Raw genomic sequence first — 22,421 nt, 5'->3', positions numbered from 1 at the left:
GTTGAGGCCTTGATGCAAAGCGAATTCTTTCGAGTTTATATCGCGCTCGGCAGTAATCTGGAGCAACCGCTGCAGCAGGTGAATACCGCGCTTGAAGCGTTGGAGCATGTCCCACGCACCAAACTGGTCGTGTGTTCCTCATTTTATCGCACCAAACCGTTAGGGCCGCAAAACCAGCCTGACTTCCTCAATGCGGTGGTCGCCGTCGATACGTTACTGCCCGCAGAGCAACTGCTCGATCACACTCAAGCGATAGAGCGTAATCAGGGGCGAGTGCGCAAAGATGAGCGTTGGGGGCCACGTACGCTGGATCTCGACATGCTCATGTATGGCGATCAGGTGATTGATACCGATCGCCTGACAGTACCGCATTACGGCCTGAAAGAGCGCGAGTTCATGCTCTATCCGTTGGCTGAAATCGCGCCCGATCTGATTCTGCCCGATGGTGAACCGTTGGCCGACTGCCTAAAGCGGGTACCGATGAACGGCATGACACTGTGGCATAAAGCCTGACACCGGTCGCAAAGATGCCACGCGCAGTTTTCTGAACTAGCGCGACAGATTCACCACCACGGCCAATCCCCCTTTGTGTCGATTGGCAAAACTCACGCGCATTGCATGCAAGCCAGCAATACGTTGGACGATCGATAACCCCAAACCGCTGCCGGGTTGCGCTTGCCCCGGTGGCCGATAGAAACGCTCGCCTAAACGCGACAAGTGCTCCTCCGTGACCCCGGGGCCATCGTCTTCAATCCGTAACTCACGCTCATTGAGTGTGACCATCACCGTGCCGCCCGCAGGCGTATAGCGCAGTGCATTTTCCACCACGTTGCGTACCAACAATGACAGTAATAACGGCTGCCCTAGGCGCAATGATGGCGTTCCACGCTGTTGATAACGCAGCGTTATACCGTTCGCATGAGCCTGATAATCCTGTTCAGCCAGTGTAGCAGACACTAAATGCGCCCAGTCGATCGGTTGCAAGTCATCAAGATTCGTCAACGAATCCAAGCGCGATAAGGTCAATAGCTGATCCACCAGCCGTGTCGCCCGATCGATGCTGACGGTCAGGTTTTCGACCGCATGTTCACGCATGTCGGCATCGTCGCCCGCCAGTTGTACCACCTCGGTTTGTACCCGTAGTGCCGCCAGCGGACTACGCAGTTCATGAGCGGCATCAGAGGTAAAACGCCGTTCCCGTAACAGCATGGCTCCGATACGCGCGAATAACGTATTTAGAGCGTCGATTAGTGGCCGCACTTCGGTGGGTACCTGTTGGGCATTGATCGGCGTTGCGTCATCGGGCGCACGTTGTTGCAACGCCATAGCCACTTTTCGCAGCGGCCGCAATTCGCGACCAACCAGCAAGACCATCAAAACAATTAAGAGGGGTAACATCGCTAACCACGGTGTGAGCTGGCCGGTCACCAACGCCAACGCCATGTCCTGCCGGTAATCAGCCTCCTGCCCGACGACAATGCGCTGTTGTCCGTTCGGACTGGTTAACCAAACTAACCGCCAGCGATCGCCGTCCCCTTTCAGCCGGCCTTCGGTAAACCCTTCATGCTCATCATCGAACTGAATATCCGCACCGTTTTCACCATCATTCAGCAACATTTTTCCACTGCGATCGAAAATAGCAAACGCCAGAGCATCATCTTCTTGCTCGCCACGCTTGCCGTGACGCACCCACTTTTTCGTCTTCGGTAAACTACGGGCGTGAAACTCGGTTGATAAATCGCTGAGGTTGGCGGTCGCCAACCGTTTGGCAAACAACATTTGCTGCGTATCGAACACTTCGTTGATATTGTGACGCGTTATGTTCCAGGCCACTACGCTGGCAATGCACCAGGTAACCAGAGCTAATAGGCTGAAGATCAGGCTCAGACGTACGCGCAGGCTCAGGCGTTTCATTGTTCATCCCCCAGCGTATACCCCACGCCGTGCACGGTACGAATGAAATGATTGCCTAACTTGCGCCGAAGATGGTGAATATACACTTCCACCGCGTTACTGCTGACGTCATCATCCCAATTGTAGAGCTTCTCCTGAATCTGCGTCCGCGCCAGTACCCGCCCTTTGTTATGTAATAACAACTCCAGCACCGCCAGCTCACGCGGCGTTAGCGTCACCAATTCACCTTCCAACGTGACGCTACGTGCAGCAGCATCAAACACCAGCTTACCGTGTACCCACTGTGGCGTCAGTTGCCCGTGGCGGCGACGAATTAATGCCTGCAGGCGCGCGGCAACCTCGGCCAACGCAAACGGCTTACATAAATAATCATCAGCGCCGCTGTGCAAGCCATTAACCCGTTGCTCCAATGCGTCGCGTGCGGTCAGAATCAGCACCGGCACATCGTGCCCTGCTCGCCGCCACACTCGCAGCAGCTCAAGCCCATCCATGCCGGGCAGGCTGAGATCGAGGATCACCGCATCGTACGGCGCACTGCTCAAAGCTTGCCGACCCGTCACGCCATCGGTAAACCAATCAAGGGTAAAGCCCATTTTGCTCAGCCCAGCCTTGATGCCATCCCCGATAATCGTATCGTCTTCAATCAGCAGAATTCTCATGAGCGTCCTTTTTTTGATTTTCTTCGATTACATCACAAGGTGCTTAAGAACATCTTAATCATCTTTATCGTCGCTACCCACCCCCGAAGGGTTACAGTAGAATGATTTCTCTTTTTTGTAGCCCGCGCCAACCTACCCTGTCTGGCGCGCCTTAGGAGGCCCGTGATGAAACCCACCACCGTGACCCATTTACGTCAATGGAAACAGCAACAGCGCAAGTTTGCGACACTGACCGCTTACGATGCCAGCTTTGCCAAACTGTTTGAAGAACAAGGCATAAAGCTGTTGCTGGTCGGCGATTCATTAGGGATGACGCTGCAAGGCCACGACTCAACGCTGCCGGTCACCGTTGCCGACATCGCTTATCATACGCGAGCCGTGAGACGTGGTGCACCAGCCTGTCTGTTATTAGCAGATTTGCCGTTCATGGGCTATGCCACACCAGAGCAAACCTTTGCCAATGCGGCCGAAGTAATGCGCGCCGGTGCCAATATGATAAAAATCGAAGGCGGCAGTTGGTTGTGTGACACGGTGAAAATGTTAGCGGAACGCGCCGTCCCGGTTTGCGGCCATCTGGGATTAACGCCACAGTCGGTCAATCTCTTCGGCGGTTACAAAGTCCAAGGCCGCAATGAGCAAGCAGCTAACCAACTGATTGAAGACGCGAAGAATCTGGAGCAAGCCGGGATACAGCTGCTGGTATTGGAATGCGTGCCCAGCGAACTGGCGAGTAAGATCACCGCTATGCTCAGCATCCCGGTGATTGGAATCGGCGCAGGCAATGGCACCGACGGTCAAATTCTGGTGATGCATGATGCCTTCGGGATTACCGGCGGCCATACGCCAAAATTTGCCAAAAACTTTTTGGCGCAAAGCGGCGATCTTCGCAGCGCTGTGCAACAGTATATTCAAGAAGTCGAACAGGGCATTTACCCTGCCGCCGAACACTCTTTCAACTAAATCACCGCCCCGGGAGCCTTTATGTTGATTATCCAAACTCTGCCCTTGCTGCGCCAACACATACGCCGCTGGCGTCAAGAAGGTAAGCGTATTGCGCTGGTGCCTACCATGGGCAACCTGCACGAAGGCCACATGACATTGGTCGATGAAGCGCGTGCGCGTGGCGATGTGGTGGTGGTAAGTATTTTTGTCAACCCGATGCAGTTCGATCGCCCGGAAGATCTCAACAATTATCCGCGGACGCTGCAAGAAGACAGTGAAAAACTAACGCGCCGTAATGTCGATTTGGTCTTTGCCCCCGCGCCAGCCGAAGTTTACCCGCAAGGGCTTGAACAACAGACCTACGTTGACGTACCGAGCCTGTCTACCCTGCTGGAAGGTGCCAGTCGCCCTGGCCATTTCCGCGGCGTATCAACCATTGTCAGTAAGTTGTTCAACCTGGTACAACCGGATTTGGCCTGCTTCGGTGAAAAGGATTACCAACAGTTAGCGTTGATCCGCAAAATGGTGGCCGATATGGGTTATGACATTGATATCGTCGGTGTCCCAACCGTACGAGCTAAAGACGGCTTGGCGCTCAGTTCGCGCAATGGGTATCTGACGGCCGCAGAGCGAAAAATCGCACCGCAGCTCAGTAAGATCATGAACGCGTTAGCTGAACAACTGGGCAACGGTGAGCGTCACGTGGATGAGCTACTGGCTCAGGCGGCAGATAAACTGCGGGCGGCGGGCTTCACACCGGACGAACTGTTTATCCGCGATGCCGACAACCTGCAACCACTCAGCATTGACAGCCAACGGGCGGTGGTGCTGATGGCAGCCTGGCTAGGTAAAGCACGTCTGATCGATAACCAGCAAGTTGATTTAACGTAGTTGTTTTTTTGCACAAATGTCATCTATACACTTGGTTTAAAGTAGACAATTCCGGGGTTATCGGTGACGATACCTTTATTCATTCCAACGCCTGTGAAGGCCGATATTAAGTTAGGTAAAGCGATGATACGTACTATGCTACAAGGCAAGCTGCATCGGGTGAAAGTGACTCAGGCCGATTTGCACTATGAAGGCTCCTGCGCTATCGATCAGGATTTTTTGGAAGCAGCAGGCATTTTAGAGTATGAAGCCATTGATATTTATAACGTTGATAACGGTCAGCGTTTTTCTACCTATGCTATCGCCGCGGAACGCGGTTCACGTATTATTTCGGTAAACGGTGCGGCAGCACGTTGTGCCTGCGAGGGTGATAAGCTAATTATCTGTTCTTACGTGCAGATGAGTGATGCCGATGCTCGCCAGCATCATCCGAAAGTGGCCTACTTTGAAGGTGACAACCAACTGCAACGTAAAGCAAAAGCAGTACCGGTTCAGGTCGCCTGACGGGAAAAGCGATGCCTCAATAAAAGCATCGCAACACCATCATGCCATTTCCCCGCGCGATATAACGCGGGGAAATTGTGCCTATCAGGTGCGCAGACCGCGACCACGCTCGATCAAGTACCACGCCAACAAATAAAACACCGCGATAAACGCCACCAACACCGCCATGGTGAGGGCCAACGGCACATCACTGATGCCCAAAAAGCCGTAACGGAATCCGCTGATCATATAAACAATCGGGTTCAGCTTCGATACTGCCTGCCAGAATGGCGGCAACAGCGACAGCGAATAAAACACACCGCCCAAATAGGTCAATGGCGTCAACACAAAGGTCGGGATCAGGCTGATATCATCAAAAGTGTTAGCAAACACCGCGTTGAGCAAGCCACCAAGCGAAAACAGGATAGCCGTTAACAGTAACGTGACGGTAATCGCCCACCAGGCATGAATTTGCAACGGGACAAAGAACAACGAAATGGCCGTCACCAATATCCCGACACAGATGCCACGTGCCACACCGCCCCCCACATAACCGGCAATGACGACGTGCGTCGGAACCGGCGCCACCAGCAACTCTTCAATGTTACGTTGGAATTTAGCGCTAAAGAACGAGGCCGCCACGTTAGCGTAGGAGTTAGTGATAACCGCCATCATGATCAAGCCGGGAACGATAAATTGCATGTAGGTGAAACCATGCATATCGCCAATCTGTGAACCAATCAGGTTACCGAAAATGATGAAATACAGCGTCATGGTGATAACTGGAGGCACCAGCGTTTGTATCCAGATCCGCGCGAAGCGGTTGATTTCTTTGGCCCAAATACTTTGCAATGCCACCCAATACAAACGTGTCATGCTTTTTCTCCATTCCCATTAACCAGGGTGACAAACAGCTCTTCCAGTCGGTTAGCTTTGTTACGCATACTCAACACCTGCACCCCCTGCGTGCTCAACTGACTAAACAAGCCATTCAGACCTTGTTCACGCATGACCTCGACCTCAAGGGTTGAGGTATCCACCAAGCGGCTGATGTAGCCATCCAGCTTCGGTAATGGGCTTTTTGATGCCAGGTCAAGAATGAACGTTTCTGACTTCAACTTGGCTAAAAGCCCCTTCATTGAGGTGTTTTCCACCAGTTCACCGTTCTGGATGATACCGATGTTACGGCACAGCATTTCTGCTTCTTCCAGATAGTGAGTGGTCAAAATAATGGTGGTGCCTTGCGCATTCAGCTCTTTCAGGAACCCCCACATTGAGCGACGCAGCTCAATATCCACACCGGCGGTTGGCTCATCAAGAATCAACAACTTGGGCTGGTGCATAAGCGCACGCGCGATCATCAGGCGGCGCTTCATCCCACCGGATAGCATGCGCGCCCGCTCGTTGCGTTTACCCCACAGATCGAGTTGCGTTAGGTATTTTTCCGCTCGCTCCAACGCTTCCCGGCGCGTTACGCCATAGTAACCGGCCTGATTGACCACAATTTGCATCACGGTTTCAAACGGGTTGAAGTTAAATTCTTGCGGCACCAAGCCCAGTTGGCGTTTGGCGTTGACGATGTCTTTATCGATGTCGTAACCAAACACGCGGACGGAGCCGGCAGTTTTGTTTACCAGAGAGCTGATAATGCCGATAGTGGTCGATTTTCCTGCGCCATTCGGCCCCAGCAGGGCGTAAAAGTCCCCGGCTTCCACATTCAAATCGATACCGCGCAATGCCTTGACGCCACCGGCGTAAACCTTGGTCAATTGCGCTAGTTCCAGTGCATAATTCATAGATTAGAGAGTACCTTATGACGATGGCTATGCTGCTGTATTTTATCAAGAGTCGAGAGCATCTTATCATCAGCAGCGCTTTCACTGAGTCGAATCCGTGCGGTCAACCTCACTGTTCCGATTTCAAAATTGTGACGCATGCCCTATATTACCCCAACGCAAACTGTTCGTTACAGGCCAATAACCTCCATGAAAGAAATCGAAAAACTTATCGCTAATAACCAAGCTTGGTCCACCAATATCAATAAGGAAGATCCAGGTTTTTTTGAGCGTTTAGCACAAGCGCAAAAGCCGCGTTTTCTTTGGATTGGTTGCTCTGACAGCCGAGTCCCCGCCGAACGCCTGACCGGGCTGGAGCCGGGGGAACTGTTTGTCCACCGTAACGTGGCAAACCTGGTGATCCATACCGATTTAAACTGTCTGTCCGTGGTGCAATACGCCGTCGATGTGCTCGAAGTTGAACACATCATCATCTGTGGTCACTTGGGCTGTGGCGGCGTTCAGGCCGCAGTCGAAAACCCAGAGCTCGGATTGATTAACAACTGGCTGCTGCACATCCGCGATCTGTGGTTCAAGCATAGCTCGTTACTGGGTGAACTGGAGCCAGAGCAACGTCTGGACGTGTTGTGTGAAATCAACGTGATCGAGCAGGTGTACAACCTTGGGCACTCAACCATCATGCAGTCAGCCTGGAAGCGCGGACAAAAAGTCATGATTCACGGCTGGGTTTACGGCATTCAGGATGGCCGATTGCGCGATCTGGAAGTGGTTGCGACCAGCCGCGAGAGCCTAGAAATGGGCTACCGCAAAGCGATCTCCACGATCTTGCAAGAAAGAGGCCTAAAAGGCTGATCCAACGTTACGGGCGCGGGTTAACCGCGCCCTACAACAACACCGGATTATTCGTCGAGCAGAACCACTTTGCCAACATAAGGCAAATGACGATAGCGTTGCGCATAGTCAATGCCGTAACCAACCACGAACTCATCTGGAATCGAGAAGCCAACATATTCTACCGGCACCTCAACTTCACGACGCTCCGGCTTATCCAGCAGCGTACAGATCGCCAGCGATTTCGGCCCTCGCAACGCTAAAATTTCGCGCACTTTATTCAGCGTATTACCCGAGTCGATAATGTCTTCGACGATCAGCACGTCTTTACCCCGAATATCTTCATCGAGATCTTTGAGAATTTTCACGTCGCGGGTGGTGGACATGCCGCTTCCATAGCTTGATGCCGTCATGAAATCGACCTCATGTGGCACCTCAATGGTACGGCACAAATCAGCCATGAACATGAACGAACCACGCAGCAAACCGACCAACACCATGTCACTGCCGCTGTCGCGGTAATGTTCGGTGATCTGGCGGCCAAGTTCGGCGATTCGGGTCTTAACTTCCTGCTCGGAAATCATTACATCTACAGTGTGTTTCATAGTTTTCAGGTCAGTTGCCGGAAGAAAGGCGCAGAGTTTAACATAGCCTGACTGCGGAGGCGACGCGAGTGCGTCGCCATCACTTTCTTTGATGTATTGCCAAACGTACAGGTCACGCAGCGGTAAACTCCGCGAAACCACTGGCCAATACCTACTGCAAACCGCGCTACGGCGGCGATATTAAGCGTCGACGGTGAAGCCCAACATCATGCCAGTATCTTCGTGTTCAAGCAGATGGCAGTGTGCCATATAGGCATTTTCGGCACTGGCCAGGTGATTGAACTTCACCAGCACTTCGCTGCGCGCCCCTTCTACACGCACCGTGTCTTTCCAACCTGCACGGTGTGCCGCTGGCGGTTGGCCGTTTTCTGTCAGAATACGGAACTGGGTACCATGAATATGGAAGGGATGCAGCATCATGTCGCCTTCACCGGAAATGGTCCATTTCTCATACTGCCCGCGTTTAGCCGCGAACATAGGTTTATTCATATCAAAGGCTTTACCATTGATCTTGTTGCCATGGCTAAAATCAAACGGCGTCTGCGCATGATTCATCCCTTGCATCTTGCCATGATCCATTCCCTGCATGTTGCCGTGATCCATGCCTTGCATATGACCGTGGTCCATACTCATGCCAGCCATCGCCTGATGACCGTAACGATCCATCAGCGCTTTCATGCCCAACATATCAAGCTTCGGATCCATCATCAGTTGCAGCCAACGCTCTTGAATACCCGCCACGGCAGGCAGCACCGGTAATTTGACCAGGCTGTCAGGCAGAGATGTCATCCCCTGCTCCAAAGAGGGCTGAATACGCAACACAGGCAAAGGGTGATCGAACGGTGCCAGCGTCATCCCCATCTGCGTTACCGGCAAAGTAACAATGTCGAAAGGTTTGCCGTCACGGGTATCAACCAACACTTCAAAACGTTCCCCCATCAACATGGGTAATTCTGTCAGCTTCACCGGCTCGTTAAGGAAGCCGCCATCACTGGCGATCACATATAAAGGACGATTATCACTCGCCGCCACGTTGAGCGAACGCGCGTTGCAACCATTGAGCAAACGCAGACGCAACCAACCGCGCGGTGCGACATGCTGCGGGTATTGCGCACCATTAGTGAACATGCGGTCGCCAAACCAGCCAACCGCTGCACTCATGACATCGAGCTGATATTCAATTTGCGCGTCTTTTCCCAGCCGCTTGTCCTGCAAGATCACCGGAATATCGTCTTTTCCCCAGCTTTTTGGCAGCGGTAACGTTGCGCTTTCCTCGTCCTCCACCAGCACCAATCCCCCCAGCCCCATCATCACTTGTTGGCCCGTTTTACCGTGAGTATGTGGATGGAACCAACAGGTGGCAGCCGGTTGATCGACAGTAAAGCTGACGGTACGGCGAGTCGACGGTTGGATCAGCGCATGTGGGCCACCATCAACGTCACCCGGGATCTCAAGACCATGCCAATGCACGGTGCTCACTTCCGGCAGGTTATTGTTGATGTCTACCGTAACCGGTTGACCGCGTTGCAAACGTACCGCAGGCCCCAACAGGGCACCGTTGACCCCCCAGGTTTTGGTGGCCGCGTTCGGTAACCAGTTCATTTCACCGGTTTGCAGCGTCAACGCCAGCTTTCCTTGCGCGTTAGGCGTTAACAATGGCGGGATAGGCAGGGCAGGAAAATCGGCAGCCCAAGCGGCACGGCTCCATAGTGGCAATGCACTTGCTGCACCCAATGCGGCGGTCAATTTAATAAAATCACGGCGTAACATTTGTGGCTCCCTTTACTGAGTGATATAGCTCGACGGGCCAGCCTAAACCTTCCCCCAAGCGGAAGGTCAAGTATTAATAAAGTTTGGTGCCTTCCGCGACAAGTGTGATAACGTTTGCCAACAACACACAGGTCTATTTTCATGATGAAAAAAACAACGATATCGCTACTGTTGCTGACCACGCTGGGGTTTTCTAACGCCAGTTTGGCGCTGGATGAATCAGAGGCAGAAGAGCTCGCCGATCTGACCACCGTGTTCGTTTATTTGAAGAACGAATGTGGCTATAACGATTTGCCAAACTTCCAAGTCAAACGCGCGATCGTTTACTTTGCTCAGCAAAACCGCTGGGACCTCAGCAATTATAATAGCTTCAATATGAAGGCCCTGGGCGAAGCCAGCTACCGCGATCTCAGTGGTATTGCGATACCTACCGCTAAAAAGTGCAAATCCTTGGCGCGCGACTCGCTAAGCCTGCTGGCCTACGCCAACTAAACGCGGCCGATATCTGGCCGCCCTCCTCCCGTTATCCTCCCCACTTGATTGAAATTCAGCCGTGCAACCGCAGGTAGAGTTAGCTATGATGTTGCGCCAATTTTTCATGGCTGTTATTACGGAGTAACCCGACATGACGCAAAAAGAAATTTGGTATGAAACGTTACATGCCAACTTCGGCCAGTACTTTTCGGTAGAAAACGTACTGTACCGCGAGAAAACCGAGCATCAGGATTTGGTCATTTTTGAAAACCCGGTGCTGGGACGGGTGATGGCGCTCGACGGCGTGGTGCAAACCACCGAACGCGATGAGTTTATCTATCACGAGATGATGACGCATGTGCCGTTGTTGGCACACGGCCACGCCAAAAAAGTGCTGATTATCGGTGGCGGTGACGGTGCTATGCTGCGTGAAGTCAGCCGACACCAAGGCGTTGAGCAAATCACGATGGTAGAAATTGATGCCGGCGTGGTGACATTCTGTCGCCAATATTTACCAAACCATAATGCGGGAGCGTATGACGATCCGCGCTTTAAGCTGGTGATTGACGACGGCGTTAACTTTGTTAATCAGACCGATGAAAAATTCGATGTGATTATCTCTGACTGCACCGATCCGATCGGACCCGGTGAAAGTTTGTTCACCTCGGCGTTCTATGAAGGCTGCGCACGCTGCCTGAACGAAGGTGGTATCTTTGTGGCGCAAAACGGCGTGTGCTTCTTGCAGCAGGATGAGGCCATCAACAGCCACACCCGCCTCAGCCCGTACTTTACAGACGTCAGCTTCTATCAGGCGGCAATCCCGACCTATTACGGTGGCATCATGACCTTTGCTTGGGCCAGCCAAAACCCGGCGCTACGCCAGCTCGATATGGCTACGCTGCAACAACGCTTTAACCAAAGCGGTTTACACTGCCGTTATTACAATCCGGCAATCCATACTGGCAGCTTTGCCCTGCCACAATATTTACTCAACGCTCTAAACATTTAGTAAGACGTTAAAGGAGGTGAACCAAATTGCAAAAGCTGAAACTGCACGGCTTCAATAATCTGACCAAAAGCCTGAGTTTTTGTATTTACGATATTTGTTACGCCAAGACCGCGGATGACCGCGACGGCTATATCGCCTACATTGACGAACAGTATAATGCCAACCGCCTGACCGAGATCCTCAGCGAAACCTGCTCGATTATTGGCGCCAATATTTTGAACATCGCCCGGCAGGACTATGAACCACAAGGTGCTAGCGTCACCATTCTGGTCAGCGAAGAACCTGTCGATCCCAACGATGTCGATACCTCAGAACATCCCGGCCCATTACCCAATACGGTCGTTGCGCACCTAGATAAAAGCCACATTTGTGTTCACACCTATCCAGAAAGCCATCCTGAAGGCGGTTTGTGCACCTTTCGTGCCGATATTGAGGTGTCAACCTGTGGGGTGATATCCCCGCTGAAAGCGCTGAACTATCTGATCCACCAATTAGAATCGGATATCGTCACCATGGATTACCGCGTGCGCGGGTTTACCCGTGACGTCAATGGCGTGAAACATTACATCGATCATGAGATCAATTCGATCCAGAACTTTATGTCGGATGATATGAAGTCGCTGTACCACATGATGGACGTCAACGTTTATCAGGAAAATATCTTCCATACCAAGATGCTACTGAAAGATTTCGATCTGAAACACTACCTGTTTAACGCGAAACCGGAACAGTTGAGTGAGCAAGAACGGCAAAGGATTACCGATCTGCTGTGGAGAGAGATGCAGGAGATCTATTACGGGCGAAACATTCCGCACGTATATACCCAAAATAATTCGAGTTGCTTGTAGGCGGAAACTGAATGAGTCCCTAGGAGCATAGCCAACTATGTGACCAGGGTGAAAGAAGGCAGCCAACACCCAAGCAACGTGAAGTATGAAGGTATAAACATAAGGGGCAGCCAAAGCTGCCCCACTACTTGCTCCATCACATTATTGATTGCTGTTCTTTTCCATCGGCACAGAATCATTCACATTATTAATGTGCTCACGCGTCAGGCGATAAACCACCGGGCTTAACAATGCCAAAGCAATTAGGTTAGGAATCGCCATCATCGCATTCAGCGTATCGGCCAATAACCAGACGAACTCCAGCGATTGCGTGGCCCCAATTGGTAACGCCACAATCCAAGCAATGCGGAAAGGCACGATCAATTTTGGCCCGAACAGATATTGAATGCATTTCTCACCATAAAAACTCCAGCCAAGAATGGTCGTAAAGGCAAAAATCGCCAGCGCCACCGCAACAATATAATTACCACCCGGTAATATCGATGAGAAAGCGGACGACGTGAGTGTCGCTCCGGTTTCACCACTTATCCATTTACCACTGATAATGATCGTCAGGCCAGTGACAGAACAAACAATAATCGTATCAATGAATGTGCCGAGCATGGCGATTAAGCCCTGGCGAATCGGGTTTTGCGTTTTCGCTGCCGCATGCGCAATGGGCGCACTACCGAGCCCCGCCTCATTAGAGAAGACCCCACGAGCCACACCGAAGCGAATCGCTGCCCATACCGCCGCCCCCGCAAAGCCGCCTTGTGCCGCAACCGGCGTAAAGGCTGAAGTAATGATCAATGAAAATGCGGCAGGGATTTCGGAAACGTTCATCCCAAGGACGATAATACCGGCGCCGAAGTAGCTCACTGTCATTAATGGCACCAGTTTGCCCGCCACATCGGCAATCCGCTTAATTCCCCCAATCAACACGGCACTCACCAAAACAACCAATACCGCGGCCGTTACCGTGGTTGAAATACCAAAGTTGCTGTTTAATGCATCGGCGATCGAGTTAGCCTGCACGGTATTGCCAATACCAAAGCCCGCAATGCTGCCAAAGAACGCAAACAGCGTCCCCAGCCACATCCACTTTTTGCCTAAGCCGTGCTTAATGTAATACATCGGCCCGCCAACAAAATGGCCGCGTGAGTCAACTTCACGATAACGAACGGCCAGTACCGCTTCGGAGTATTTGGTCGCCATCCCCACTAATGCAGTGATCCACATCCAAAATAACGCGCCGGGCCCGCCAAGCACGACCGCCGTCGCCACACCGGCAATATTACCGGTACCTATGGTGGCAGACAGCGCGGTCATCAGCGCATTAAAGGGGGAAATTTGCCCATCACCCCGATTCTGATTGCGTTCAAACAGTAATTTAAACCCTGTACCTAATCGTCGAATCGGCAAAAATGCCAGCCGAAACTGCAAAAAGATACCGATGCCCAAAATGCCAATCAGCATTGGAACACCCCAAACGACACCATTAATGGCAGACAACCCCGCTATCACCCAATCCATCCATTCCCCCTGCTGTTAAGTGCTTCTTGTTAAAATACCACTTACATTTGTTAACAACATGTAACCCAAAATGCGGGCAGACACAAAATAATTTCGCGCTAAGTATGTGGTATATCACGCGGCCCAATGATAATTAAGTATAAAAATGTCGATTAATCAAATACTCAGCATAAACTCATCTCCTACCTGAGATGGCAGCCAAAACGACACCTAAATCCGTAAGCATTTCACTCGGGAGGCAGTCATCCGCCCAATGCCAACAGTCACATCGCCTCACTGCTTTGTCGGTACTCTCTGCGGGAAAACGAGAGAGTTATCACGTTTTCAAACAATATTAATACGCTTCCCTTTCCCTTCTTTATTTTGTGGTGTTATTTTAAGCATCAAGTGGATTGTTACTGTTATTCAACAGGCAAAACCCAAACCTAATGACAATAAGCTGTCATCGGTTTGGGTTTTTTTTTGCAGTAATTTTCTCACGGTCAGAAAACATTAATAGAAATAATCCATCATGTTGCAACCACTTTGACCAAGGAATATTTATGAAAATAAAAAGCGGGTTACTGATTTCAGTATTTATTCTTTCATCCATGAACATATTTAACGTTACTGCCAGTGAACCAGATAGCATCACCATTTATTTTGCCCGCCATGGAAAAACTATTTTGAATACTTACGATCGCGTACAAGGATGGGCCGACTCACCGCTGACTCCATCCGGCATTGAAACGGCACGCTATCTCGGCGCGGGATTAAAGGGAATTCCATTTGGTCATTACTATACCAGTGATGCCGGGCGCCAACGTGAAACCATGAAGGTTATCTTAGGTGAAATGGGCAAAACTGACGCCAACGTAACGGAATTACCCGGGTTACGAGAAGTATTCTTTGGGGGCTTCGAGGGGCTGCCGAATGCCGACATGGCGAACCGCACTGCCAAGACGCTAGGGTTGGCATCCGGTAGCGCGATGTTCAATGCATTAGCAGCACATAAAATTGATGCCGTTACCATGGTGGATGCCATTAGCCGCAGTGACGATAAGAAAGAGGCAGAGAACGCACAGCAAGTCAAAGAACGTACGCAACAAGCGCTACAGCGCATGGTGCAGGATGCCCTGAAATCCGGTGATAACAATATATTGGCGGTCTCTTCGGGGTTATCTATGATGATGATGATCTCCGACATGACGGATAATAAAGCCAAAAATAAGCCGCTGGAAAATGCTGCGGTGGTCAAAATAACCTATCAAAATGGAAAGTATACGGTAACGGATATTGGCGATATGAGTTATGTCGCTAAAGGGAAAGAAATATTACACGCCACGAAATAATAAAAACAAGACATTGAAAGATCTCGTTTACCGTCTCAAATAAGACCTCGCCGGAAATCCACTGCTTCTGGCGTTGGTTCCCTGCACCCAAGGACTGGAAAATGAACCGAAGCACTCTATTAAATTTTATTGTTTTATTAACGCTACCATTAATGGCTAGCGCTAATTACGATATTACCCACACTGCATTCTTCGAACAGGCTACATCAGAGATATCGGTTAAAAACTATTGGAAATACTTGAAGGAAGATGCGGCTAACCCCAAAGAGGTTCACAATGCTTGGGGGCAAGGAATGGCATTGAATTATCACTCTGGCTATTTGGCCGATGTTATCGGTATTGATGTGGATTATTACGGTGCGGCAAAACTGGGGGCCAGCGATTATTTTAATACCCGCGGCGTACTTTATAATCACGGCAGCGGTAATAACAAACATAATGCGGCTGGATACAGTAAGTTCGGCCAGCGCATGATCAAGCTGAAAGGCGCGCTCGGTAACACTGAGCTTAATGCCCGCGTAGGTTGGCAAATGTTACGTAATGAGGGCGTGATCTCCACATCAAATCGCTTATCTCCAACAACTTATCGAGGTTGGTCTGGGGGGATTAAACACCAAGGGTTTTCACTAAAAGGCGCTTACGTGGAGCGCTCTATCGACCGTAACTCTCCCGACAGTTTACGGTTACAAACCAATGATGGCCGCTATATCAATCATCTGGCCAGCACGGAAATCGCTTATCAAGACACAAGATTCAGTGGCCAACTCGCCTATGGTGAAGCACATCATTATTTACGCCGGCAAATCGCCCACATACGTTATCAGGCTACTGACCAACTTACCCTTGGCAGCCAAATTTACACCACGCAAGCCCAAGCCGCGTATAAAGCGATGGCATTAGGTAAACGCCATTTTGATCGCCACGCTAACCATTATGCGATAGATGCCAAGTGGCAGGAGCCTCGCTGGAGTATCAAACTGGGCATCGGTCATACGCGCGTGCCAAAAGGAAACGGCGAATTAGGCTTTTATCCCCGGCACCTGTCAAAACACTCACGTGGGACGTTTACCTCAATGGCCTATGCGGGTGAGGATTATATGCGAGATGGCGAAACCATGTTAGCCACCCAGTTGGAATACCGACTGAGCGCAGATCTCATCGCCGGGCTAATGGGCAACTATGGTCAATTCGATTATCAAGGTACAACGGTGCGCACCGGTGAGATTAACGCATTTACCCGCTGGAAGCCGTCTCAAGCGGGGTTAAAAAACTTTAGCCTATTCGCCATGTTCGGTCAGGGCTGGTCGTATAAGAATCACAATAAAACCCCGCTATTAACCGAGGGAAATTACCGCACCTCGCACTCTTTAAGTGCAGAGTTCATTGCAGAGTATCGGTTTAAACTGCTCTAATCGGCCGTCGCCCTAAAACGCAATGCAGGGCGGCGATCGCCTCAATAATTCAGCATAAAGTGGCGGTAAGCTTTGAGCACCGCCAGGAAGTCCTCTACACCGCAAAAAGACAGGCTTTCTTCGTCGTAATAGTTCATTCCTTCTTCCATTTCATCGCCTTCAAACGATAGCTGATTGGCGCGAATCATCACTTCCTCACCATCCATCAACAACGTGTATTCATGACCGTCGAGCTGCCATTGGCGCTCGCTGCCTTTTACCGATGCCGCACCGGCCTCGATACGATCCACCAAGTTGAGATCGCCTTTAATTTCCTCGTTAATCCAATGACCGATGACTTCATGCCCCATAGAAAATCTGACTAACACCTGGCCGGTGACATCACGCAGAAATTCGTAATCCATAGCATGCCCTCCTGAGGCCTTTTTCTTTAGTTTAATCGGTAATTCGGCACTTATTCAGTGAGCGCGCGCAATATAACGGCTTGCGCCAGCAATGTGAAGCTATCAAGCGGCATTGTTGCGCTTACCGCACCTTGCTGCCATAGGACTCTACGGCAATATATTGATAAATAATTAGATTATGTGGGGATGGGAGGAGACTGTTTTGGCCTTCACCGAAAAAGGCGATACCAGATAGGAACCGGTAAAATAGGGCATGATGCATGTAAAAAGGGGCCTCACGGCCCCTTGGTTGACGATGTTACCAAACCGTTGTTAGACAGCCGTCTGGAAAATCACACCATCCGCTTTTTCAGTGTATTGCTCCAACCGATCAAAGTTCAGGTAGCGATAGGTGTCTGCCGCGCTCTTATCAACCTGCTCCATATAAGTCTGGTATTCATCTGGCGTCGGCAAACGCCCCAACAAAGAAGCCACTGCGGCCAGCTCTGCCGAAGCCAGATACACATTCGCACCAGTACCTAAGCGGTTCGGGAAGTTACGGGTTGAGGTGGAAACCACCGTGGCACCATCAGCGACGCGCGCCTGGTTACCCATACACAGTGAACAGCCGGGGATCTCGATACGCGCCCCGCTCTTACCAAACACGCTGTAATAGCCTTCTTCGGTCAGTTGAGCCGCATCCATCTTGGTAGGCGGTGCTACCCACAGGCGAGTCGGCAGTTGGCCTTTGTGTTGATCCAACAGTTTACCGGCAGCGCGGAAGTGACCGATGTTCGTCATACAAGAACCGATAAAGACTTCATCGATTTTACTGTTGGCGACGTCGGACAACAGGCGCGCATCGTCGGGATCGTTAGGCGCACACAGAATGGGCTGCTTAACCTCAGCCAGATCGATTTCGATCACCGCGGCATAGTCGGCATCGGCATCGGCATCACCTTCAAGCAGTTGCGGATCGGCCAGCCATTTTTCCATGCCCTGAATACGGCGCTCCAGCGTGCGACGATCGCCGTAACCTTCAGAGATCATCCATTTCAGCAACACGATATTAGAACTCAGGTATTCTTCGATCGGCGCTTTATCCAGTTTGATGGTACAACCGGCCGCAGAACGCTCGGCAGACGCATCCGCCAGTTCAAACGCTTGTTCTACCTTCAGTTCCGGCAAGCCTTCGATTTCCAGAATACGACCGGAGAAGATGTTCTTCTTACCTTTCTTCTCAACGGTCAGCAGACCTTGCTGAATCGCGTAGTAAGGAATGGCGTGCACCAGATCGCGCAGCGTAATACCCGGCTGCATTTTACCTTTAAAGCGCACCAGCACCGACTCAGGCATATCCAACGGCATAACGCCGGTTGCTGCGGCGAACGCGACTAACCCCGATCCCGCCGGGAACGAGATACCAATCGGGAAGCGGGTATGCGAATCCCCACCCGTGCCCACGGTATCAGGCAGCAACATACGGTTCAGCCAAGAGTGGATGATGCCGTCGCCAGGGCGCAATGACACACCGCCACGGTTCATAATAAAGTCTGGCAACGTGTGGTGCGTCGTCACATCAACCGGCTTAGGATACGCCGCCGTGTGGCAGAACGATTGCATCACCAGATCGGCTGAGAAGCCCAGACAAGCCAAATCTTTCAGTTCATCACGGGTCATCGGCCCGGTGGTGTCCTGAGAACCCACCGAGGTCATCTTCGGTTCACAGTATTCCCCCGGGCGCACACCCGCAACGCCACAGGCACGACCAACCATTTTCTGCGCCAAGGAGAAGCCTTTATTACTGGCCGCAACCGGTTTGGCAATGCGGAACACGTCACTTTGCGGTAAGCCCAATGCTTCGCGCGCTTTGGTGGTCAACCCACGGCCGATGATCAGCGGAATACGACCGCCGGCGCGCACCTCATCCAGCAATACATCGGTTTTCAGCTCAAACTTAGCAATCAGTTCGCCGGTTTCGTGGTTACGCACTTCACCTTGATACGGGAAGATGTCAATCACATCGCCCATATTCAAATCGGACACGTCCACTTCGATCGGCAAAGCACCCGCATCTTCCATGGTATTGAAGAAGATAGGGGCAATTTTACCACCCAGCACCACGCCACCGCCGCGTTTGTTCGGTACATACGGGATATCGTCACCCATAAACCACAGCACCGAGTTAGTGGCAGATTTACGCGAAGACCCCGTTCCGACAACATCACCGACATACGCCAGCGGGAAGCCTTTTTTATTCAGTTCTTCAATCTGCTTGATCGGGCCAACGCTGCCAGGCTGATCGGGCACAATGCCGTCACGTTCGTTTTTCAACATTGCCAGCGCGTGCAGTGGAATATCAGGACGCGACCAAGCATCCGGCGCCGGAGACAGATCGTCGGTGTTGGTTTCGCCCGTCACCTTAAACACGGTAACGGTGATTTTTTCCGCTAACTGTGGACGTGACAGATACCATTCGGCATCGGCCCACGATTGCATGATTTGCTTGGCATGCGGATTCCCGGCTTTGGCTTTCTCTTCAACATCGTAGAAATTGTCGAACATCAGTAACGTATGCGACAGCGCCTTAGCTGCAATCGGAGCCAGCTTTTCGTTATCCAACGCTTCAATCAACGGGTGAATGTTATAGCCACCTTGCATGGTGCCTAACAGTTCAGTGGCTTTTTCTGGGGTAATCAGGGGAGAGGTTGCTTCGCCTTTAACGATAGCGGCCAGAAAACCTGCTTTGACATAGGCGGCTTCATCAACGCCCGGCGGTACTCGGTTAATCAGCAGGTCTAACAGAAACTCTTCTTCGCCTTTTGGCGGATTTTTTAATGATTCAACCAGCGCTGCCATTTGTGTTGCATCTAATGGCTTAGGGACGATGCCCTCTGCAGCACGCTCGGCCACGTGCTTACGGTATTCTTCTAGCACGACTTTCTCCTCGCTCTCATTGTCATTTATTGTGCCTGGCGCTCAATATTCAAACCGGGTTTTAGCGCACGGTAATATTACGAGGCACTGCTGTCGATGTCCTGGACTGTAAGGTACAGTGCCCGGTTGCGCTCAGCCAGCATATCAGGATTTGAATCGGTTGTTAATTCGTTCACATAAAAGCAACATTAAATCTTTGCTGAATCGTTGAGCACAGTGTAATCGGCTGTCACCCTGACAAACTGCCGTCCGCAGCCTACCGATCGGATACGCTTATTCAGCGTAATGAGCACATCACAATACCCATTCTTTTACAACGGTTATCGATATACTGCGGGAAAAAGATGAGCTACGAACACAAAAAAACCGCTATAAAAGCGGTTTGTTTGTTCCGTGCGGTGTTAGCAGGCACCGAGCGGATTTCTTACATCGTAAAAAACGATACAAGCGCTACAAGGCCAGATGATTGTGCACAACATTGGTTAAAAAAACAACCAAAAAGAAAGATAAAACCCTCTTGTTTGTGTACCCTGACTACGGGTCTGTTCTACCGGTTTAGCAGCCGGCCGCCGGGCTTGAGAGCAGTGCTGCAACAACTGCGAGACAAGTGCTACAAGGCGCTTGTTCCACTGAGGTTTTCCCGGTGAGATCGCGGTGGTCGTGGTTCCTGAATAAGGACTGCGCAATGAAAAGGAATTCGCTCTTTATCCTGCTCATTGTACTGGGGTCTGCGTTTGGCGTTGGCGAAGGTGGCTGGATGATTTCCGGTAATAGCGTCACACTGAATCTCATACTTCAGAACAAGTAAGCTACTGGCCGCTCGCTGAGCGGCCTTTTAACCGGGCGCCCATAAAAAAACGGCCCCTATATAGGCGCCGTTTATCAACCGTTCAAGCAAAGAAATTACTTTTTCTTGGCTTTCGGGTTAGGCAAGTCAGTGATACTACCTTCGTAGATCTCGGCAGCCAGACCAACAGATTCATGCAGCGTTGGGTGAGCATGGATAGTCAACGCGATATCTTCTGCGTCGCAGCCCATCTCAATAGCCAAACCGATTTCGCCCAGCAGTTCGCCGCCGTTGGTGCCAACAATCGCACCGCCGATGATACGATGCGTTTCTTTATCGAAGATCAGTTTGGTCATGCCTTCCGCACAGTCTGAAGCAATAGCACGGCCAGAAGCTGCCCACGGGAAGGTGGATGTTTCGTAGCTGATGCCTTTCTCTTTCGCTTCTTTCTCGGTCAGACCGACCCAAGCAACTTCCGGCTCAGTATACGCGATGGATGGGATCACTTTCGGATCGAAGTAGTGTTTCTTACCAGAGATAACTTCTGCCGCAACGTGGCCTTCATGCACGCCTTTGTGCGCCAGCATCGGTTGACCAACGATATCGCCGATAGCAAAGATGTGTGGCACGTTGGTGCGCAGCTGTTTGTCAACGTGGATGAAACCACGGTCGTCAACCTCCACGCCCGCCTTACCGGCATCCAACAGTTTGCCGTTTGGCACACGGCCGATAGCCACCAGCACCGCGTCGTAACGCTGAGGTTCCGCCGGCGCTTTTTTGCCTTCCATCGTAACGTAGATGCCGTCTTCTTTGGCTTCTACCGCCGTCACTTTGGTTTCCAGCATCAGGTTGAATTGCTTGCTGATACGTTTAGTGAAGACTTTCACCACGTCTTTATCCGCCGCCGGAATAACCTGATCGAACATTTCAACCACGTCGATCTGAGAACCCAACGCATGGTATACGGTGCCCATTTCCAAACCGATGATACCACCGCCCATCACCAACAGACGCTCAGGAACGCTTTTCAGTTCCAGTGCATCAGTGGAATCCCATACGCGTGGATCGTCATGAGGAATGAATGGCAGTTGGATCGGACGAGAACCCGCGGCAATGATGGCGTTATCGAAATTGATGGTGGTCGCACCATTTTCGCCTTCAACTACCAGGGTGTTAGCGCCGGTAAATTTGCCTAAGCCGTTTACGACTTTGACTTTACGGCCTTTCGCCATACCCGCCAGACCACCGGTCAACTGAGTAATGACTTTTTCTTTCCAGGTGCGGATTTTGTCAATGTCGGTTTTTGGCTCACCGAAAACAATGCCGTGCTCAGCCAGTGCTTTAGCTTCTTCGATCACTTTGGCAACGTGCAACAGGGCTTTGGAAGGGATACATCCCACATTCAGGCAAACCCCACCCAGTGTGGAATAGCGTTCAACCAGAACGGTTTCAAGACCTAAGTCAGCGCAACGAAAGGCAGCAGAGTAACCTGCTGGGCCCGCCCCAAGTACCACGACCTGAGTTTTAATTTCAGTACTCATCATGACCTCTTATTTGATTGTCCGGCGGGTCAGACGTCATTTTATACCCATCATGCTTGAAGCTAACATCGTGTTGGCTGCGTTCATTCACCCAAATCACTGACTGATGCCAGCTCGTCAGGATTCACTTGCTTGCCGCCTTGATGCAGTTCCAATTATTTCGGATATATTATTAATCAATCTTATAACGCCCTTCATCCACCGGGACGCTTACACCGCGAGCAGTTTACAGAATTGTTAATTATCTGCAAAGCGTGTTCGAGTGACCCGTGTCTCAACAATTCTGTCGAGTCATG

At 51.1% G+C, this 22,421-nt stretch carries 21 protein-coding genes; 11 read left to right on the top strand and 10 right to left on the bottom strand.

The genetic code is table 11. The features are described 5' to 3' along the window. Positions 1 to 12 precede the first annotated feature (12 nt). Entirely contained in the window at positions 13 to 513 is a 501-nt protein-coding gene (folK, locus tag ACQKDS_RS15885) for a 2-amino-4-hydroxy-6-hydroxymethyldihydropteridine diphosphokinase (RefSeq protein WP_399672416.1), read from the top strand. 36 nt (positions 514 to 549) lie between these two features. Here the strand turns inward: folK and qseC are convergent, their stop codons facing one another. Continuing rightward, positions 550 to 1,914 (bottom strand): quorum sensing histidine kinase QseC, encoded by a 1,365-nt coding sequence (gene qseC / locus ACQKDS_RS15880; protein WP_399672418.1) that lies wholly within the window; start codon positions 1,912 to 1,914, stop codon positions 550 to 552. Then, positions 1,911 to 2,573 carry a quorum sensing response regulator transcription factor QseB gene (qseB, locus tag ACQKDS_RS15875; RefSeq protein WP_399672420.1) on the bottom strand — a complete coding sequence of 221 codons (663 nt, stop codon included), beginning with the start codon at positions 2,571 to 2,573 and terminating at the stop codon, positions 1,911 to 1,913. Before qseB ends, qseC begins: the two co-directional genes overlap by 4 nt. A 165-nt stretch (positions 2,574 to 2,738) precedes the next feature. On the opposite strand from qseB, the gene panB reads away from it, so the two are divergent. The 3 genes from panB to panD all read left to right on the top strand — a co-directional run bounded on the left by panB (position 2,739) and on the right by panD (position 4,910). Then, positions 2,739 to 3,533, top strand: a complete 795-nt coding sequence (gene panB / locus ACQKDS_RS15870) for a 3-methyl-2-oxobutanoate hydroxymethyltransferase (RefSeq protein WP_399672422.1) — start codon at positions 2,739 to 2,741, stop codon at positions 3,531 to 3,533. Positions 3,534 to 3,554: 21 nt separating this feature from the next. Continuing rightward, positions 3,555 to 4,406, top strand: coding sequence for a pantoate--beta-alanine ligase (panC, locus tag ACQKDS_RS15865; RefSeq protein WP_399672424.1), 852 nt, complete (start codon positions 3,555 to 3,557; stop codon positions 4,404 to 4,406). A gap of 123 nt (positions 4,407 to 4,529) precedes the next feature. After that, the gene (gene panD, locus ACQKDS_RS15860; RefSeq protein WP_399672530.1) at positions 4,530 to 4,910 is read left to right on the top strand and encodes an aspartate 1-decarboxylase; all 381 of its coding nucleotides are present in this window, start codon (positions 4,530 to 4,532) and stop codon (positions 4,908 to 4,910) included. 84 nt (positions 4,911 to 4,994) lie between these two features. On the opposite strand, the gene ACQKDS_RS15855 is transcribed toward panD, so the two are convergent. After that, positions 4,995 to 5,765 (bottom strand): ABC transporter permease, encoded by a 771-nt coding sequence (locus ACQKDS_RS15855; protein WP_399672426.1) that lies wholly within the window; start codon positions 5,763 to 5,765, stop codon positions 4,995 to 4,997. Further along, the gene (locus ACQKDS_RS15850; RefSeq protein ID WP_399672428.1) at positions 5,762 to 6,685 is read right to left on the bottom strand and encodes an ABC transporter ATP-binding protein; all 924 of its coding nucleotides are present in this window, start codon (positions 6,683 to 6,685) and stop codon (positions 5,762 to 5,764) included. Before ACQKDS_RS15850 ends, ACQKDS_RS15855 begins: the two co-directional genes overlap by 4 nt. 189 nt (positions 6,686 to 6,874) lie before the next feature. On the opposite strand from ACQKDS_RS15850, the gene can reads away from it, so the two are divergent. Continuing rightward, complete coding sequence (gene can, locus ACQKDS_RS15845) at positions 6,875 to 7,537, top strand: carbonate dehydratase (protein WP_399672430.1); 663 nt, start codon at positions 6,875 to 6,877, stop codon at positions 7,535 to 7,537. A 47-nt stretch (positions 7,538 to 7,584) separates the two neighbouring features. Here can and hpt read toward each other — a convergent pair whose 3' ends face one another. Further along, positions 7,585 to 8,121, bottom strand: coding sequence for a hypoxanthine phosphoribosyltransferase (gene hpt / locus ACQKDS_RS15840; RefSeq protein ID WP_071827054.1), 537 nt, complete (start codon positions 8,119 to 8,121; stop codon positions 7,585 to 7,587). A 180-nt stretch (positions 8,122 to 8,301) separates the two neighbouring features. Next, positions 8,302 to 9,891: a multicopper oxidase CueO gene (gene cueO, locus ACQKDS_RS15835; RefSeq protein WP_399672432.1), complete on the bottom strand. Its 1,590-nt coding sequence runs from the start codon at positions 9,889 to 9,891 to the stop codon at positions 8,302 to 8,304. 144 nt (positions 9,892 to 10,035) lie between these two features. Between cueO and ACQKDS_RS15830 the strand changes: the two genes are divergently transcribed. The 3 genes from ACQKDS_RS15830 (at position 10,036) to speD (ending at position 12,222) form a co-directional block, all read left to right on the top strand. Beyond that, on the top strand, positions 10,036 to 10,383 hold the full coding sequence (locus tag ACQKDS_RS15830; protein ID WP_399672532.1) for a YacC family pilotin-like protein: 348 nt from the start codon (positions 10,036 to 10,038) through the stop codon (positions 10,381 to 10,383). A gap of 133 nt (positions 10,384 to 10,516) precedes the next feature. Next, the gene (gene speE, locus ACQKDS_RS15825) at positions 10,517 to 11,374 is read left to right on the top strand and encodes a polyamine aminopropyltransferase (protein WP_399672434.1); all 858 of its coding nucleotides are present in this window, start codon (positions 10,517 to 10,519) and stop codon (positions 11,372 to 11,374) included. A gap of 26 nt (positions 11,375 to 11,400) precedes the next feature. Then, positions 11,401 to 12,222: an adenosylmethionine decarboxylase gene (speD, locus tag ACQKDS_RS15820; RefSeq protein WP_399672436.1), complete on the top strand. Its 822-nt coding sequence runs from the start codon at positions 11,401 to 11,403 to the stop codon at positions 12,220 to 12,222. A gap of 141 nt (positions 12,223 to 12,363) precedes the next feature. Here speD and ACQKDS_RS15815 read toward each other — a convergent pair whose 3' ends face one another. Next, on the bottom strand, positions 12,364 to 13,734 hold the full coding sequence (locus tag ACQKDS_RS15815; RefSeq protein WP_399672438.1) for an alanine/glycine:cation symporter family protein: 1,371 nt from the start codon (positions 13,732 to 13,734) through the stop codon (positions 12,364 to 12,366). Between the two features lie 590 nt (positions 13,735 to 14,324). On the opposite strand from ACQKDS_RS15815, the gene ACQKDS_RS15810 reads away from it, so the two are divergent. Further along, a complete protein-coding gene (locus ACQKDS_RS15810) occupies positions 14,325 to 15,065 on the top strand; it encodes a histidine phosphatase family protein (RefSeq protein ID WP_399672534.1) in 741 nt (246 codons plus the stop codon). A gap of 101 nt (positions 15,066 to 15,166) precedes the next feature. Further along, positions 15,167 to 16,477 carry an OprD family outer membrane porin gene (locus tag ACQKDS_RS15805; RefSeq protein ID WP_399672440.1) on the top strand — a complete coding sequence of 437 codons (1,311 nt, stop codon included), beginning with the start codon at positions 15,167 to 15,169 and terminating at the stop codon, positions 16,475 to 16,477. 41 nt (positions 16,478 to 16,518) lie between these two features. On the opposite strand, the gene yacL is transcribed toward ACQKDS_RS15805, so the two are convergent. Next, positions 16,519 to 16,881: a protein YacL gene (gene yacL, locus ACQKDS_RS15800; protein WP_399672442.1), complete on the bottom strand. Its 363-nt coding sequence runs from the start codon at positions 16,879 to 16,881 to the stop codon at positions 16,519 to 16,521. Positions 16,882 to 17,193: 312 nt separating this feature from the next. Beyond that, entirely contained in the window at positions 17,194 to 19,797 is a 2,604-nt protein-coding gene (gene acnB, locus ACQKDS_RS15795) for a bifunctional aconitate hydratase 2/2-methylisocitrate dehydratase (protein WP_399672444.1), read from the bottom strand. Between the two features lie 685 nt (positions 19,798 to 20,482). Here acnB and ACQKDS_RS15790 point away from each other — a divergent pair. Continuing rightward, positions 20,483 to 20,605 carry a hypothetical protein gene (locus ACQKDS_RS15790; protein WP_399672446.1) on the top strand — a complete coding sequence of 41 codons (123 nt, stop codon included), beginning with the start codon at positions 20,483 to 20,485 and terminating at the stop codon, positions 20,603 to 20,605. Positions 20,606 to 20,700: 95 nt separating this feature from the next. Here ACQKDS_RS15790 and lpdA read toward each other — a convergent pair whose 3' ends face one another. Then, the gene (gene lpdA, locus ACQKDS_RS15785) at positions 20,701 to 22,125 is read right to left on the bottom strand and encodes a dihydrolipoyl dehydrogenase (RefSeq protein ID WP_399672536.1); all 1,425 of its coding nucleotides are present in this window, start codon (positions 22,123 to 22,125) and stop codon (positions 20,701 to 20,703) included. Positions 22,126 to 22,421: the final 296 nt, after the last annotated feature.

Source organism: Serratia sp. NPDC078593, from assembly GCF_050268245.1.
GTDB lineage: Bacteria > Pseudomonadota > Gammaproteobacteria > Enterobacterales > Enterobacteriaceae > JBNNGK01.
The sequence above is the reverse complement of the archived record's forward strand: the minus strand, read 5'-3'. Positions and strand labels throughout refer to the sequence as shown.

Bases quoted from the DNA above. Each gene is read 5' to 3' on its own strand.
- folK (WP_399672416.1), top strand. From the start codon at position 13: ATGCAAAGCGAATTCTTTCGAGTTTATATCGCGCTCGGCAGTAATCTG.
- qseC (WP_399672418.1), bottom strand. From the start codon at position 1,914: ATGAAACGCCTGAGCCTGCGCGTACGTCTGAGCCTGATCTTCAGCCTA.
- qseB (WP_399672420.1), bottom strand. From the start codon at position 2,573: ATGAGAATTCTGCTGATTGAAGACGATACGATTATCGGGGATGGCATC.
- panB (WP_399672422.1), top strand. From the start codon at position 2,739: ATGAAACCCACCACCGTGACCCATTTACGTCAATGGAAACAGCAACAG.
- panC (WP_399672424.1), top strand. From the start codon at position 3,555: ATGTTGATTATCCAAACTCTGCCCTTGCTGCGCCAACACATACGCCGC.
- panD (WP_399672530.1), top strand. From the start codon at position 4,530: ATGATACGTACTATGCTACAAGGCAAGCTGCATCGGGTGAAAGTGACT.
- ACQKDS_RS15855 (WP_399672426.1), bottom strand. From the start codon at position 5,765: ATGACACGTTTGTATTGGGTGGCATTGCAAAGTATTTGGGCCAAAGAA.
- ACQKDS_RS15850 (WP_399672428.1), bottom strand. From the start codon at position 6,685: ATGAATTATGCACTGGAACTAGCGCAATTGACCAAGGTTTACGCCGGT.
- can (WP_399672430.1), top strand. From the start codon at position 6,875: ATGAAAGAAATCGAAAAACTTATCGCTAATAACCAAGCTTGGTCCACC.
- hpt (WP_071827054.1), bottom strand. From the start codon at position 8,121: ATGAAACACACTGTAGATGTAATGATTTCCGAGCAGGAAGTTAAGACC.
- cueO (WP_399672432.1), bottom strand. From the start codon at position 9,891: ATGTTACGCCGTGATTTTATTAAATTGACCGCCGCATTGGGTGCAGCA.
- ACQKDS_RS15830 (WP_399672532.1), top strand. From the start codon at position 10,036: ATGAAAAAAACAACGATATCGCTACTGTTGCTGACCACGCTGGGGTTT.
- speE (WP_399672434.1), top strand. From the start codon at position 10,517: ATGACGCAAAAAGAAATTTGGTATGAAACGTTACATGCCAACTTCGGC.
- ACQKDS_RS15815 (WP_399672438.1), bottom strand. From the start codon at position 13,734: ATGGATTGGGTGATAGCGGGGTTGTCTGCCATTAATGGTGTCGTTTGG.
- ACQKDS_RS15810 (WP_399672534.1), top strand. From the start codon at position 14,325: ATGAACATATTTAACGTTACTGCCAGTGAACCAGATAGCATCACCATT.
- ACQKDS_RS15805 (WP_399672440.1), top strand. From the start codon at position 15,167: ATGAACCGAAGCACTCTATTAAATTTTATTGTTTTATTAACGCTACCA.
- yacL (WP_399672442.1), bottom strand. From the start codon at position 16,881: ATGGATTACGAATTTCTGCGTGATGTCACCGGCCAGGTGTTAGTCAGA.
- ACQKDS_RS15790 (WP_399672446.1), top strand. From the start codon at position 20,483: ATGAAAAGGAATTCGCTCTTTATCCTGCTCATTGTACTGGGGTCTGCG.
- lpdA (WP_399672536.1), bottom strand. From the start codon at position 22,125: ATGAGTACTGAAATTAAAACTCAGGTCGTGGTACTTGGGGCGGGCCCA.